Here is a 14,537-nt window from a genome sequence, read left to right on the forward strand (position 1 = left end):
CGCGGAAGGTTCCGCCAGGAGAGACTGCATCGGATAGCATGACAGAAACAGATGGCCTTCTCTCGCGGAATCCCAACGTCTCTGATCCCTGCTGCGGCGTTCCTGCTCGCGCTCTCTCTTCCAGCTATGGCTATCACTGCTGATCCCGGGGTCTCGCATGAACTGGCCATCGAACGCATCGGTCGTCTCTCCCATCTTCAATATCGCCTAAGCCTTTCGCTCAAAGAGCATGAAGACACGGTCGTTGGCACAGAGACTCTCTCATTCGAGAGCAACCTGCGTGGAGATCTGCCGATCGACTATCGCGATGGTGTAGTTCAGTCAGCCACTCTCAACGGTCAATCGATTCCAACCGATCTGAAGGATGGGCACCTCATCCTGCCGGCGATGGCTGGGCGGAACATACTGGAGGTGAAGTTCCGCAGCAACTCCGCAGCCGCAGGCAAGGCCATCACCCGGTACGACGATAAGGATGATGGCAGCGAATACTTCTACACCCTCTTCGTTCCCATGGATGCAAGCATGGCCTTTCCATGCTTCGATCAGCCAGACCTGAAGGCCCGCTTCACGCTCGATGTCGAGCACCCAGCGAAGTGGACAGTGATTAGCAATACATCACCGGCCGGGAGCACGGATACCGCGACTCACTTTGCCGAGACGCTGCCTATCAGTACATATCTCTTTGCTTTCGCCGCAGGGCCGTTCGCGACGATCCACCCGGAGGAAACTGGCCAGCCGACTCTCTATGTGCGTCGATCGCAGCTTGCCCGCGCGACGCAGGAGGCTCCGCAGGTGCAGGCGTTGACCGCTCAAGGAGTCGCGTACTTCTCCCGCTACTTCTCTCAGCCATTTCCATTTTCGAAGTACGACCTGATTCTGATCCCCGGCTTTCCGTTCGGTGGGATGGAGCACGCAGGCGCAACCTTCCTCAACGAAGACAGCGTCCTCTTTCGTTCTACTCCCACTGCAAGCGATTACTTCCGCCGCAACATCCTTGTGCTGCATGAGACCTGCCATCAGTGGTTCGGCGATCTTGTCACCATGAAGTGGTTCGATGACCTCTGGCTGAAGGAAGGGTTTGCACAGTACATGGCCTATAAGGCACTCGCGGAGTTACAACCTTCAGCCATGCCGTGGAAGCACTTCTACGAGGACATCAAGCCTCTTGCTTATGGCATCGACGAGACCGAAGGCACCACTCCTATCTTCCAGAACATTGAGAACCTGAAAGATGCAAAGTCTGCCTACGGAGCGATCGTCTATCAGAAGGCTCCCGCGATTCTGAAGCAGCTTGAGTTCCGCATTGGACCGGATGTCTTTCGGGAGGGCTTGCGCTCCTACCTGAAACAGCACGCTTACGGAAACGCGCAGTGGAGCGATCTCATCGCAGCCTTCAAGTCGGCTGAACCTCTTGCGCCACATGCTCCTACTAGGAGCATCCACGCCTGGGCGGAAGCCTGGATCAAACATCGCGGCATGCCGGAGATCAATGTTGCCTGGTCCTGCACCCACGGCAAGATCGACCATCTCGCCCTCACCCAACATGATGTGTTGAGCGAAGGTCTGACGTGGCCCATCTCGAATCAGATCAGCCTCAACTATTCGCGCGAGGCAGGTCAGAAAGATCGCCTGATGCGTGTTGACTGGAATGGCCCGACTTATTCGGTGGCCGACGCCGTTGGAATGCCATGCCCGGCGTTCGTCTTTGCGAACGCCGGAGATGAAGGCTACGGCCGATTTCTTCTCGACCAACACAGTGAAGCCGCCGTATCTCGACAACTGATAGAGACTCCAATCTCAGAACAGGACCCTCTTCTGCGCACCATGCTGTGGGGGGCTCTATGGCAGAACGTGCACGTCGCCAAATCCTCGCCGCGTAGCTATGTCGAGCTTGCCCTCAAGTCTCTTCCGATGGAGACGGACGAATCGCTCGCCCGGGTGCAGGGTGGACGCATCGCGCTTGCGCTTCACTCCTATCTGCATGATGCCGCACGTATCGCTCTGGTTCCTCAGGTGGAGTCCGTCCTTGCCGATCGCATGAGGAACGCCCCCGAACTGGGTTTGCGGATCGTCAGCTTCCGAAGCTTCATCAACGTCGCCGAGACGCCTGCGGCGTTGCGTCAGGTCAAAGACCTCCTGGCAGGAAGTCTTGTTGTGCCGGGCATGCCGCTAGAGCTGCTCGATCGCTGGAATCTTGTCGCACACCTGATCGCGATGAACGATCTTAACGCAGCCAATGTACTCTCAGCGGAGAAGGCTCGCGACCACAGCGGCGAGGCCCAGAAGTACGCCTACGCTGCCGGGGCCGGAACTCCGTCCGCCGTAACAAAGGCCCACTACTTCGACGAGTACCTTCACGATCCGACGATCCAGGAAGACTGGATTACACAGAGCCTCCGCCCCTTCAGTTCATGGAATCAGAGTTCGCTGACGTTGCCCTATCTCTCCCAGGCACTCAATGAACTCCCTGAGATCAAACAGCACCGCAAGATCTTCTTCCTCGGAGCGTGGCTGGGCGCCTTCCTTGAAGGACAGAATACTCCGGAGGCACAGCAGGTCGTACGCTCCTGGCTTTCGAATCCGAAGATCGATCGCGACCTTAGGCTGAAGGTCCTTGAGAGTATGGATGGGCTGGACCGGGCAGTCTTCATCCGTAAGACGTTTCCCCTGTGATTCATCTTTCAGACGACTCACAACTGCTTCGTGGCCGAGGCGGTTCAGGTATCATCGAGCCATTCCAGTCTTTTCCAGAACCAATGAAGAGCTTCAGACGGTGAGGACGTGCGTCCCCTCGTGGAAGAGACTGTCTTTGACTTCGTAGAACAGCTCCGCCGAACTGGCGAGTCTCGCACAGTCTCGGCCACAGTGCTTCAGAACCGCCCCAAGGAGCCGCATGACGCTTTCCACGCCCGTTGCCCAAAGTTCTGTCCTGTTTCGAACTGCTTCGGTTGTTTGGCAGCTGGGTCTCGCTGTTTTGCTGCTTGCAACCTCTGGCACGGCGCTCGCCGAGGGCAAACGCAAAGTCATCATCGATGATGACGGCTTCGGCATGATGCACATCATGCTGCTGAAGGACCCTAACGTAGAAGTGCTTGGACTCACTTCCGTGACGGGGGACCTGTGGGAGAAGCAGGCGGTTGCCTCCGCGCTGCGTGGCCTGGAGATCATCGGGCGAACCGATGTTCCTGTTGCGGGCGGCGCTGTGTATCCGTTGGTCAACTCCGAGGCGCTTACCGATCGCTGGGAGGCGCTGTACGGCAAGCTCGTATGGAAGGGCGCGTGGATGAAGCAGTGGGTCGAGCCGACCGCCCAAGGGCTGATCGGATACCACGGGCCAGATGATCCGATCAATCTGCCCGAGGGCAATCCTAAGATCAAGGCATCGGACGAACTTGCTGCCAACTTTCTGATCCGCATGGTGCACAAGTATCCCGGCGAGATTTCGATCATCGCAGCGGGGCCGATGACGAACCTGGCGCTGGCACAGCGGCTCGACCCAGCCTTTGCAGGGCTTGCGAAAGAGCTTGTGTACATGGGCGGGAGCTTCAATCCGCAGCAGATGCTGAACAACAAATCGGCGTCAGACTTTGCGCGCGAGTATATGAACTCTCCGCGGCGGGAGTTCAACATACGCTTCGATCCAGAGGCGGCGAGCATCATGTCGCGAAGCCCGTGGAAGAAGGTCACGGTCGTCCCGGCTGATCCCGCGACAGCTACCCAGATGACGAGAAGCCTGCTTGATCGGATGGCTAGTTTCGCAGCGCCGGAACTGGCGGCACACCTGCGGATGCAGGCTGCGGGGTTTCCGCTGTGGGACGAGATCGCCGCTGCGGTATGGATCGATCCCACGCTCGTGCGTTCGAGCGAAGTGTTGTTTGTCGACTACAACAGCCAGTTCGGACCGAGCTACGGAGATACTTTGTCCTGGCGGCCGGGCTATGAACCGGGGCTTGGGGAACGGAAGGCTACGGTCGTTCGCACCATCGATCCGGAGCGGCTGGAGGCGCTGATGGTGAAGCTTGTGAGCGAGGGCGGAAAGCACTAAGGACTCGCGCGGCCAAGCTGTAGAATCGGAATCCGCAAGTCCGAAGGAGATCTCTATTGATCAACGAAACGCAGGTTCAGCGCAGCAGTTCGACGGGATTGCTGCGGGTGCTCCCGATGCTTCTTTTTGGCGCCTTCGCTATCGTCCTTCTGGCCCGCTTCTTCACGCACGGCGATCTCTATCTCTCTTACTTTGAAGACGACTACTTCTACTATCTGGTCGTTGCAAAGCACATCGTGCTGCATGGCGTGTCTAGCTTTGACGGCATCCGACCCACCAACGGATATCAGCCTCTGTGGCAGGTCATCAATATAGCGCTTTATCGGGTCTTCGGAGATCACCGGTCGTTGTTCATTGCGCTTCTGCTGCTGGTCTTTCTGCTGGTAGCCGGGACTTACAGGACACTTCGCCGAACCCAGGTTTTGATGGGCGAGAGCGGCGGGTACGGGCTGGCTGGGGCGTTGCTCTCGATTACTTTCATGGCTTCGATCACACGGACCGGGATGGAGGTCTCGCTGACCCTGCTTCTGCTGACGCTCTTCTGGCTGCGGATGACGGCGCGACCTCTAGAAGAACAGACGCCTGTGGATGCAATGCTGAGTGGGCTTCTGGCATCCGGAGTGATGCTCGGGCGGCTTGACGCGTTCCTTGTTGTGGGACTGTATCTGCTGTTGACCGTTGCTCGTCCCATGAGCACGCGCAGGACGGCGCTTCGCCCGGTCTTGTACTTTTCTGTAGGGCTGCTGCCGGTCGCGCTTTACTTCGCTATGAACCACTCCATCTTCGGTACGTTGCTGCCGATCTCGGGGCTTGCGAAGAACCTGAAAAGTCCGTTGATACCGTCGGCCAGTACTCTACGGGGCCTGTTCAAGGCGCGAAGCGTCAACATGCTGCTGACCTGGCCGTCCATCGCTTTGGGAGTTCTATTTGTTCTGCGTCGCAAGCGGGCCGTAGACGAAAATCTCGCGGCCCGGCGGGTACAGCTTTGTGTCCTGATGCATCCGGTGCTGTTCTATGGTGTCCTGTCTTTTACCAGCGACTGGCCGATATGGAGCTGGTATCTGTACCCGCTGGTTCCTATTGCCGCCCTGCTTGGACCGCAGGCATTGTCGGGCTGGAAGGCGTTGCGCCCACAGGTCATGGTCACGGGACTCACGATCGCTGTTGGGTGCGTCTGCATACTTACGGTAGCCGGGATGTTGAGGCACAATCTCACCGAGCGGCAGCTCTATCTGCAGGCTGAGGAGTTGCAGGAGTTTTCGCAAACGCATCCTGGCCGCTATGCGATGGGTGGAGGTTCGGGAGTTCCGGGGTATGTGATGACGTCGACGGTCGTGCAAATGGAAGGGCTGATGGGAGATCGCGCCTTCCTGGATCGCATCAAGCGGAAGGAACCTCTTGTTCAGGCGCTCGAGGAGCTTCAGGTCGATTACTACGCGACGATGATGATGGGTGGACCGCAACCGGGGCCATGCTACAGGCTGCGCGAGCCGGAGGTGGCAGGACATCAAAGTCCGGTGATGGCGGGAGATCTCTGTTCGCCGGTTGCGGATTTCATCAATCCAGGAGGTCAGCACTTGCTCGTCTTCGATGTTCACCGGCTGACCGCATCAGCGCGGAACTCCCGATGAAGTCTCCCACTTTGATAACGGTACGTGGGGTACCCGCGTACCCTACCCATGGTAACTTGTGCGCTTTTAAGGGGGACTTTTGTAGATCCATCCGATTATCTTCGGATGGGATCAAATTGCGGCACTGAAGAATTCTGTGTGAGTTGGCACGATGACGTCACAATCAATTGAACGGCCGTCTTTACAGGCAGTGAAATCACCCGGGGAAAAACAATCGGAGACGTCACGCGGAAGTTCAGCCGCAGGCGGTGACTTCGACGTGCTTCTGGCGACTGCAGGCTCTGGCGGAACTCTCGCGGCAGTGCGCCAACTGGCACGGTGCGGAACGAAGGCAGCCGTTATCTCAAGCGAGCCACTCGCTGCGGCCGCATGGTCGAAATACGCCTTCCGCAAGTTTAAGGGACCGCAGGAAAAAGACAGCCAGAAGTTCCTCGAATTTCTGATGAAGATCGGCAGCGCGTCTCCCGATCGAGTGCTGCTACCAACCTCCGATGAGACGGCATGGTTGTACACGAGCAACGCGCCCCTCTTGAAGAAATACTTTCGGCTTCACCAGCCTTCGGTGCAGACGATGCAGCGCCTCCTGGATAAGAAGCTGCTATCAGATGCTGCGCTGACAGCCGGACTCCAGGTTCTGCCTACCTGGGAGCCGCGCACGATGGACGAGGTGATCGACTCGGCACCAACTCTTCAGTACCCCATCCTGATCAAGCCGCGCACGCAGGTCCACCGGGCGAACAACGACAAGGGCATGGTCGCGGATTCGCCGAGCGACCTAGTTGAGAAGTACCACGCATTCATGTCAAGGGAGTATCCCGAGGCTCTAGACGTGAATCTGCCCGATGCGAACATACCTTTGCTCCAGCATTTTGTGAATATCGGAGCAAAGGGCGTGCATTCGGTCTCCGGGTTTATCGATGAGAGCGGAGAACTCTTTGTGAGCCGCCATGCCCGCAAGGTCTTTCAACGCAGCATGCCTGCAGGGGTCGGCGTGTGCTTCGAGGCTCTGCCGGCAAATCCAAGCTTGTCGAACTGTGTTCGCCGGCTCTGCAAGGAGCTGGGCTACTTCGGCATCTTCGAAGTGGAGTTCATCAGCTTTGGCGATGGCTGGGCGGTCATTGACTTCAATCCGAGGCTCTTCAATCAAGTTGGGATGGATAGTTATCGCGGCATGCCGCTGCCTCTGATGGCTTACCTCGATGCCGCGGGCAGGACTGCCGAGTTGCGAGAAGTTGTCGAGAAGGCTCAGAAGGATGATCACAACCGGCCGGCGGTCTTCTACGACCGCTTCACGTTGTGGGCTATTCTTACCGCCAAAGCCCTTACCGGACGGGCGGAGCCGGGTGAGCGGGAGTACTGGAGAGAGTGGAAAAGAAGGAACCGAGCGGATACGGTTTACTTTGCCGCCGATGTAAGCGACCCGATGCCTGGCATCGTCCATGCGCTTTCAGAGATCTTTCTGGGTGTAAAAGCTGCGCGAAGATTCCTGCGCTCGACGGAGCGTGAGGTGACTGAGGTTGACCCCCTGATCCCGACGGTTCCGGCGTGAAGACAGCTATAACAAAGACAAGAATCGCCATTGTGGGTGCCGGGCCTTACGGATTGTCGCTTGCGGCGCATCTCGCGGGGCAAGGGATCGAACACCGGATTTTCGGGCGTCCGATGCAGTTTTGGTCGCAGATTGCCAACGCCGCCGGCGAACGTTATCTCAAGTCCTACTGCTTCGGGACTAACCTCTCCGCGCCGGAGCCGGGATTTTCGTTTACGGACTACAACACGCCGCGTGGTCTTGAGACGTTCGAGCCTTGCTCCATGGCGAACTTTGCAGCTTACGGCCGCTGGTTTCAAGAGAACAAGGTTCCGTGGGTCGAGCCGGTCGATGTGGTGAATATCAAGAGGGAAGACATCGGCTTCGCTCTCTCTCTTTCGAGCGGTGAAGATCTGATGGCTGATCAGGTTGTGGTGGCGACGGGACTTTCGTACTTCGCGAATACACCTTCAGCGCTAGAATCGGTATCGCCTTCGCTGGTGAGTCATACCGCCGATGTCACGCGATTCGCAGCCTTTGAGGGTAAGAGCGTGGCGGTACTGGGAGCGGGACAGTCCGCTCTTGAGGCTTGTGCGCTGCTGCGGGAGTCTGGCGCGCGACCGACGCTTTTGGTGCGCGAGGGATCGCTTCGGTGGCACCACAGGGTTTCTCTGAAGCGAAGTCTGTGGAAGAAGGTGAGGTCGCCTATCTCGGGGCTGGGCACAGGGCCGAAGGCGTGGGCGCTGACGAATTTTCCGGGAGCGATGCATCGGATACCCACCCACGTCAGGAGCAGGTTTGTGAAGAGTCATCTGCCTGCAGAGGGCGCGTGGTGGCTGCGTGAACGATTTGAGAAGCATGTCCCTGTCCACTTCGATTCCGAGGTGGTCGGGGCAAGCGAGTGCTGCAGTCATGTTGCGCTCACGGTGCGGAACTCGAAGACTGACACAAGCGAAAAGATGACGTTTGACCATGTGCTCGCGGGAAGCGGATATCGCGTCGATGTCGACAGCGTTCCATTTCTGGACGCGAGTTTGCGCGAGAAGATCGAGCGCATCGATAACTATCCGAAGCTGAACGCCAACTTCGAGTCGTCCGTGCCGGGACTGCGCTTTGTCGGCGCGGCCTCTGCGATGAGCTTTGGCCCGCTCTTCCGCTTCGTGGTCGGGGCCGACTATACGTCTCGAACCATTACTCGCCATGCGGCGACGCAGTTCGCGGGCCGTTCATGACGGAGAACTCCACAACATTCGTGTACTTGCCCGGGGCGGGTGGTGGCGGCGAGGGCGATCTTGCGGAGCTGGCGGCTGGATTGGATTTTCCGGTCAGCTTTGAGCCGGTTCGCTATCCGGGCTGGCAGCGATCGATGGCGGAGGGATTTTCAGCTGAGATACTCCTCGAAGAACTGGCTGCTGAGATCGAGAGGAAGGTTCCATCGGGTCCGATCAGGATCATGGGTATGTCGATTGGCGGACATTTGGGCTATACGATTGCGCTCCGTTTGCAGGCTAAGGGACGAGAGATTGCCGGACTTTGCGTGGTCGATTCGTTCATGATTGAGAGTTCGAAGGCCACCGCGGGCTGGCAGGGGCGCGCGTTGGCGCAAGGGATGGACCTGCTGCGAAAGGGGCGATACATGACCTTCGCCCGATTTATCCGATCGAAGGCATGGAGAGGGCTTCTGCGACTGGGCGGGAAGCCGCTCTTGAGTTTAGTCGGCAGAGTCTCCGGGTCGGGCGGCATGAACACGCTGCTCGCCAGAGATGCGATGGCCGATCAGGAGCTGAGTATGCGGCTGCTCATCGTCCACCTGGCGCCGTGGCTGAAGGAGCTTGATTGCGAGCCGGTTCCGCTGATCGCGCCTGTCGCTCTGCTGCGCACGAAGGTGTCCGCGCGCGACGATCTTTCGTGGATGCGGCGGTGCCCCTACGTATCGATCTACGAGGTTCCGGGAACCCACGAGACATTGTTTGAAGCGGAGAACATCGGAGAGATGCGCAAGGCGTTTGGAGCAGCAGCGATGGAGTTCAGCAGAGCGGGGGCCGCAGCCCTCGAGACGCCTGCCTGAGAGCTGCGGCTCGCCGCTACCTGCATCCGGTTATGGAGTGGAGATCAGAGCAAAAGACGGCGTATTTCCGGTTGCCGTATTCACAACCTAGTCTCCCCCTAGCGCTGGGCTCGGTATCGCGTCGGTCGGATTCACCGCCGCCGCTGAAGCGACAGCGAATACCATCAAGATCCTCAACTGGACCTACGATGGAGGTCGACGTTGACTTCTAAACGCAGATTACTTTCGGGAACGACGAACAAGAAGAACTGACAAAGGGGAGGACGATGTCTCCCCTTTCAGGTCAGTTCTTGAAGGACTTGTCCGGGTACGCAGGCGCGGGCGGAACGGGGCGAGGATCGGCTTTGATCTGCTGCTTCAGGAGATCGATCGCCGCCTGGAGTTGAGCGTCAGTGCCAGAGAAGGTGGCATGGGGAAGATTGTCGACGGTGATGTCGGGGTCGACTCCGTGACCTTCGATGAGCCACTTCCCTTCCGGCCCGTAGACGCCTATCTCGGCGGCTGTGGCTACGCCTCCGTCGGCTTCGACGTTGCTGCCGCTGAGCCAGATCTCTCCGCCCCAGGTGCGGGTGCCGATGACCTTGCCCATGTTGAAGCGCTTGAAGCCTTCGGTGAAGGCTTCGCCGTCGGAGGCGGTTTCGGCGTCGGTGAGGACGACGATGTGGCCACGGAAGGCTCCCTGCATGTTCCAGTCGGGCTCGCCGACACGCGGCTGCCAGTAGAACCATGCTTTGCGAAGAAGTGAGCTGAGCAGCCAGGAGTCGATGTTGCCGCCCTGGTTGTGGCGCACGTCGATGATGAGTCCCTGACGTTTGAAGACGGGGTAGTAGTCCCGGGCCCACTGCTCGATATCGCCCGAACCCATGGCGCGGAGGTGGACGTAGCCGATGGTATTCGAAGATGCGGCTTCGACCTGGGTGCGCCGGGTGTACTCCCACTCGGAGTAGCGGAGTCTGGCTTCATCGCGGGATGCGACGGGCTTGACGAGGACATTGCGGGGTTCGCCGGTTACGGGCTTGACGTGCAGCAGGACGGGGACGCCGACCTTGCCGCGAAGGAGTTCGCGCTCGTCCTGGACGCTGAGGATCTCCGTGCCATCGATCGAGGTGATGACTTCGCCTTCATGGACGAGAGACTCGGGCCGGGAGAGCGGCGGGGCCTGAGCGGGCAGGTCGGGGTCGTAGGCGTAGATGTGCTCGACGACGTAGCCGCCGGCCTTCTCGTCGCGGCGAAGCCTTGCGCCGAGGGCGGCAATGGCGATATTGTCAGCGGGCTTGCGGGCGTCTCCGCCCTGAACGAAGGTGTGCAAGGCGGAGAGCTCGGAGACCATCTGGGCGATGACATTGTTGAGCTCTTCGCGATTGGAGACGCGGTCGACGAGGGGCATGTAGCGGTCGCGCATGCCGGGCCAGTCGACTCCCTGCATGTGACGGTCGTAGAAGTAGTCGCGCTCAAGCCGCCAGGCGTCGAGGAAGATGCCGTGGAACTCCGCCTGCGGCGTGGTGCTGAAGGCCCAGTGGGAGAGATCGATGCGGGCTTTGCCCATGACCTTGGCGTCGGAGAGGCCGGAGCCTTTGACGTCGGAGTCGAGGATCCAGAAGTCTTCGCCTTTGTGGAGGAGCAACTTCTTGCGGTCGGACGAGATCTCGTAGCCCTGCACGTCGCCCATGACGGTGTCGGTCTCGTCTCCCTTGTTGTCGATCTCGAGGCATTGCAGGGACTGCTTGGGGTCTGCCTCATCGGTGGAGTTCAACCAGCAGAGGCGCTTCTCCGTGGCCTGTAGAGCTGAATAGTTGCCGGGCGCGGCTGGAACCTCAGAGATGCGTGACTGGATGCCGGCGAAATCGATCTTGACCTCTGGGATTTTCTTGTCCTTCTCCTTCTCTTTGTCAGACTTTTCGTCGGCGATGGTCTTGCTGTCCTTGCCTGCCTTGTCGACGGGCTTGCCTGCTTCCTTCTTCTTGTCCTCGTCCTTCTTTTCCTTCTTCTCGTCGCTATCTTTGTCTTTGTCGGACTTGCTCTCCGGATGGAGTTCGTCGGGCATCAGGAATGGCGAGCGGAGATCGGCGGTTAGCGCCATCTGGTAGACGCGTACCGTGCGGTCGAAGTGCGGAGACGGCTGCCTTGGACCCCAGGGCGATTGGACGGTAGTGCTGAGGTTGCGGTCGGAGAGGAAGTAGATCCACTTGCCGTCCGAGCTCCAGACAGGACTCATGCTGTTGAACCGTTCGGAGGTGAGCGGTTGCACCGTGCCGGTGGCGACTTCGAGGATCTCGACCTGCGTGAACATGTCGGGGGCGGTTTCGGCGAAGGTAAGCCAGCGGCTGTCGGGGGACCAGGAGAGGTCGGCGAAGTCGCCGTGCATAGACTGACGGATCAGCTTATTCTGCTTCGTCTTCGTGTCTAAGAGCCAGAGCTGCTGGTCCTTGTCGTAGTGGGCGAGGTAGTGTCCGTCGGGCGAGATGAGGCCATCCCAGCGCAGGACCTTGGTGTCCTTCGTCCACTCCTCGGGCTTGGTCTCCGGCGTGAGCTGGCCGTTCGCGGGATACTTCCAGAACTCGGTCTCTCCGGTCTGGGTGGAAAGGGTCAGAATGCTCTTGCCATCGGGAAGGAAGCGGGCATCGCGGAAGCGGGTTGCGGAGTCGCCGGCAACCTTGATGATGCGGCCATTCTTTGGAGCGAGGGTGAAGACCTCGCCACGTGCAGTGAAGACCGCGGCTGAACCGTCGGGGGCGAGATGCGCGGAGGTGATGTACTGCGCCGGCTTGGTGACCCAGTGTTCGCGAAGCTGGTCGAAGTCTGACGAGAGTGTAACCGGGATGATCTCTTCGTGGCCGGAGGTGGGATCGAGTGCCCAGAGCTCCGCGCCCGAGGCGTAGACGATGTGGCCGTCGGAGACCGTCGCCGACTGAACGTCGAACTTGCGCTGATGGCTCAGTTGTTTGACGTCGTGGCCCTGTTCGTCCATGGAGAAGAGGTTCATCACGCCGTCCCGATCGGAGAGGAAGTAGACGCGGCCGTTCGAGTAGATGGGCGCGTGCGAGGTACCGGTGAAGTCGGCGGTGAGAGGCGTGGCCTCGGAGTGGCCGTCGAAGCGCCAGAGGTTCTCCGCCCAGCCGCCTTTGTAGCGCTTGGTCTCGCTCCATTGGCGCTGAGAGCGGGTGAAGAAGAGGGTTTTGCCGTCGGAGGAGTAGGCCGCTTCAGAGGCGGTCGCAAGGGGGACGGCTTCGTGTTCGCCGTGGCTGCCGATCAGGATGAGCTGGTTGTCGGGCAGGGTGGAGTAGCGGCTGGTGTTGACGATGAGGCGTCCATCCGGAGTCCAACCCTCGGGCGCGGCGTCGCCATCCCAGGTCCGGCGCTGGGGCATGCCGCCGGTGATGGGCATGGTGTAGACCTCGGCGGGGCCTTCGTAGTGGGCTTGGAAGGCGACGGTTTGGCCGTCGGGCGAGAGCGTTGCGTGGCTTTCGGTTCCGGTGCCGGAGGTAAGGCGGTGGGCTGCGCCTCCTTGCGCGGAGACCGACCAGAGATCGCCTTCGGAGGTGAAGATGAGGGTGTCGCCGTGGAGCGCGGGGTCGGTGTAGTAGCCGCGATGGGCTTGGCTGGCAGTCTGACCGGAGACGGTGTGTGCGGCGAAGTAGAAGAGAACGGCGGCTAGACGGAGCTTATGCTGCAGGGCCATGGGAAGGGTGTCCTCTTGATCCGGAGAACAGGTCCGGACGAAGCTTTGGGATTGGCTTGAAGCTGTTTGAGGAGGATATCACCGGCCGAATCGCGGTTCAGAGCCTCAGTCGAGCCTTTCGTGAACGCTCCTAAGGATTTCATCCGAGAACGGCTTGTTCTGCACGGCGCGAGCGAGCACGACTGCTCCAATCATCGCGGCGGAGCGGTAGATTGCGTCCTTTCGGTCTCCGCCCATCGCGGAGAGGATGTCCTGCAGTCCTTTCTCGAGGGCCTCGCGAGCTTCTGGGGTCGATCTTGAGATCTCCTGTGCGAGGGTGGCCATGGTGCAGCCGTCGCCGGGATTGTCGCGATGTTTCGGGCTGAGATAGCTACCGGCATACGCGGCTTCTCCGCCCTTTTTGCCATAGGCTCGCTGCACGCTGCCCAGAGAGATTCCTTGTCCATAGGCGACTGCGGCTGCCTGGAGATCTTCCTTCGACTTGAAATGAGCGTAAAACGCGCCGTGCGTCAGGCCTGCGGCCTTCATGACTTCGCCTACGGTTACGTTCTCAAATCCTCGTTCGCGAAAGAGGCGGGAGGCCTCCTCGACGATGCGATCGTGCTTTTCGGCGGTCTCCTGGGCTGGGTATCGCATTTCTTTTTGCATCCTCCATCTATGACGCTCATCATAATTCATGTATGACGATCATCCTATTTGATGACCGCGACAGCAAGAGGAGGCAGTATGAAACTCGCAGGGAAGAAAGGTCTTATCACCGGAGGCAACAGCGGCATTGGACTTGCAACAGCACGGTTGTTTATCGCCGAGGGCGCGCAGGTGGCCATTACCGGCCGTGACCAGGAGACGATCGATGAAGCGATTGCGGAACTCGGCCCGAACGCACGCGGCTATCGCGCCGACGTGACGATTGCGGCGGACCGGCAGCAGCTCTTCGCGGCGCTGGCAGAGGACTTCGGCAAGCTCGATATCGTCTTTGCGAACGCGGGCATCTCGGGCAAGACGCCTACGGGCTCGACCGACGAGGCTGTCTTCGAGAACATCATCCACATCAATCTGAATGGCGCGTTCTTTACCGTCAACTCTGCAGCTCCGCTGCTGAACGATGGGGGCAGCGTGATCTTCAACGGCTCCGTGCATAACCATCTTGGACAGCCGGGTATGGCGGCGTATGCGGCGACCAAGGGCGGTCTGGTCTCCATGGCTCGGGCGATTGCGGCTGACCTTGCGCCGCGCGGCATCCGGGTGAACGTGGTCGCGCCGGGAGCCACCAAGACTCCTATCTGGAGTCGCGGAGGCCGGGCGAATGCGCCGGCGGAGGAGTCTGCGAAGCTGGCAAAGTTCGTGGCTTCGGCGATTCCACTAGGACGCTGGGGTGAGCCGGAGGAGCTTGCCAAGGCGGTGCTCTTCCTGGCATCGGATGACTCGTCGTATGTGAATGCGATTGAGTTGACGGTTGATGGCGGAGTGACTGGCGCGCCTTGGGGGTCTTCGATCTTCCGGGGTTGAAGCCTTAATTCGATCAGAAAAAGGGAGGCCGCTGGAGCGGCCTCCCTTTTTCTGTTGGCTGTTTGCCATTATGCCCG

The 14,537-nt window shown here is 59.6% G+C and carries 10 protein-coding genes; 7 read left to right on the top strand and 3 right to left on the bottom strand.

Going from position 1 to position 14,537, the window contains the following annotated elements:
• Positions 1 to 51 precede the first annotated feature (51 nt).
• Complete coding sequence (locus HDF16_RS08010; protein WP_184215304.1) at positions 52 to 2,673, top strand: M1 family metallopeptidase; 2,622 nt, start codon at positions 52 to 54, stop codon at positions 2,671 to 2,673.
• Between the two features lie 93 nt (positions 2,674 to 2,766).
• Here HDF16_RS08010 and HDF16_RS31195 read toward each other — a convergent pair whose 3' ends face one another.
• Positions 2,767 to 2,895, bottom strand: a complete 129-nt coding sequence (locus tag HDF16_RS31195; protein ID WP_281383426.1) for a hypothetical protein — start codon at positions 2,893 to 2,895, stop codon at positions 2,767 to 2,769.
• Here HDF16_RS31195 and HDF16_RS08015 point away from each other — a divergent pair.
• The 5 genes from HDF16_RS08015 to HDF16_RS08035 all read left to right on the top strand — a co-directional run bounded on the left by HDF16_RS08015 (position 2,894) and on the right by HDF16_RS08035 (position 9,272).
• Complete coding sequence (locus HDF16_RS08015; RefSeq protein ID WP_184215306.1) at positions 2,894 to 4,045, top strand: nucleoside hydrolase; 1,152 nt, start codon at positions 2,894 to 2,896, stop codon at positions 4,043 to 4,045. The genes HDF16_RS31195 and HDF16_RS08015 overlap by 2 nt on opposite strands.
• Positions 4,046 to 4,101: 56 nt before the next feature.
• Positions 4,102 to 5,676 (top strand): hypothetical protein, encoded by a 1,575-nt coding sequence (locus HDF16_RS08020; protein WP_184215309.1) that lies wholly within the window; start codon positions 4,102 to 4,104, stop codon positions 5,674 to 5,676.
• A 259-nt stretch (positions 5,677 to 5,935) separates the two neighbouring features.
• Positions 5,936 to 7,225, top strand: a complete 1,290-nt coding sequence (locus tag HDF16_RS08025) for an ATP-grasp domain-containing protein (protein ID WP_184215312.1) — start codon at positions 5,936 to 5,938, stop codon at positions 7,223 to 7,225.
• Entirely contained in the window at positions 7,222 to 8,436 is a 1,215-nt protein-coding gene (locus HDF16_RS08030) for an NAD(P)-binding domain-containing protein (RefSeq protein WP_221312595.1), read from the top strand. Before HDF16_RS08025 ends, HDF16_RS08030 begins: the two co-directional genes overlap by 4 nt.
• Positions 8,433 to 9,272 (top strand): thioesterase domain-containing protein, encoded by an 840-nt coding sequence (locus HDF16_RS08035; protein ID WP_221312596.1) that lies wholly within the window; start codon positions 8,433 to 8,435, stop codon positions 9,270 to 9,272. The genes HDF16_RS08030 and HDF16_RS08035 overlap by 4 nt, the downstream gene beginning before the upstream one ends.
• 283 nt (positions 9,273 to 9,555) lie before the next feature.
• On the opposite strand, the gene HDF16_RS08040 is transcribed toward HDF16_RS08035, so the two are convergent.
• Both HDF16_RS08040 and HDF16_RS08045 read right to left on the bottom strand, forming a co-directional pair.
• Entirely contained in the window at positions 9,556 to 12,951 is a 3,396-nt protein-coding gene (locus tag HDF16_RS08040) for a S41 family peptidase (protein ID WP_184215318.1), read from the bottom strand.
• 105 nt (positions 12,952 to 13,056) lie between these two features.
• Positions 13,057 to 13,587 (bottom strand): TetR/AcrR family transcriptional regulator, encoded by a 531-nt coding sequence (locus HDF16_RS08045; RefSeq protein ID WP_184215321.1) that lies wholly within the window; start codon positions 13,585 to 13,587, stop codon positions 13,057 to 13,059.
• A gap of 90 nt (positions 13,588 to 13,677) precedes the next feature.
• On the opposite strand from HDF16_RS08045, the gene HDF16_RS08050 reads away from it, so the two are divergent.
• The gene (locus HDF16_RS08050; protein WP_184215324.1) at positions 13,678 to 14,460 is read left to right on the top strand and encodes an SDR family oxidoreductase; all 783 of its coding nucleotides are present in this window, start codon (positions 13,678 to 13,680) and stop codon (positions 14,458 to 14,460) included.
• Positions 14,461 to 14,537: the final 77 nt, after the last annotated feature.

The sequence above is a fragment of the Granulicella aggregans genome (genome assembly GCF_014203275.1).
Classification (GTDB): domain Bacteria; phylum Acidobacteriota; class Terriglobia; order Terriglobales; family Acidobacteriaceae; genus Edaphobacter.

Bases quoted from the DNA above. Each gene is read 5' to 3' on its own strand.
- HDF16_RS08010 (WP_184215304.1), top strand. From the start codon at position 52: ATGGCCTTCTCTCGCGGAATCCCAACGTCTCTGATCCCTGCTGCGGCG.
- HDF16_RS08015 (WP_184215306.1), top strand. From the start codon at position 2,894: ATGACGCTTTCCACGCCCGTTGCCCAAAGTTCTGTCCTGTTTCGAACT.
- HDF16_RS31195 (WP_281383426.1), bottom strand. From the start codon at position 2,895: ATGCGGCTCCTTGGGGCGGTTCTGAAGCACTGTGGCCGAGACTGTGCG.
- HDF16_RS08035 (WP_221312596.1), top strand. From the start codon at position 8,433: ATGACGGAGAACTCCACAACATTCGTGTACTTGCCCGGGGCGGGTGGT.
- HDF16_RS08040 (WP_184215318.1), bottom strand. From the start codon at position 12,951: ATGGCCCTGCAGCATAAGCTCCGTCTAGCCGCCGTTCTCTTCTACTTC.
- HDF16_RS08045 (WP_184215321.1), bottom strand. From the start codon at position 13,587: ATGCGATACCCAGCCCAGGAGACCGCCGAAAAGCACGATCGCATCGTC.
- HDF16_RS08050 (WP_184215324.1), top strand. From the start codon at position 13,678: ATGAAACTCGCAGGGAAGAAAGGTCTTATCACCGGAGGCAACAGCGGC.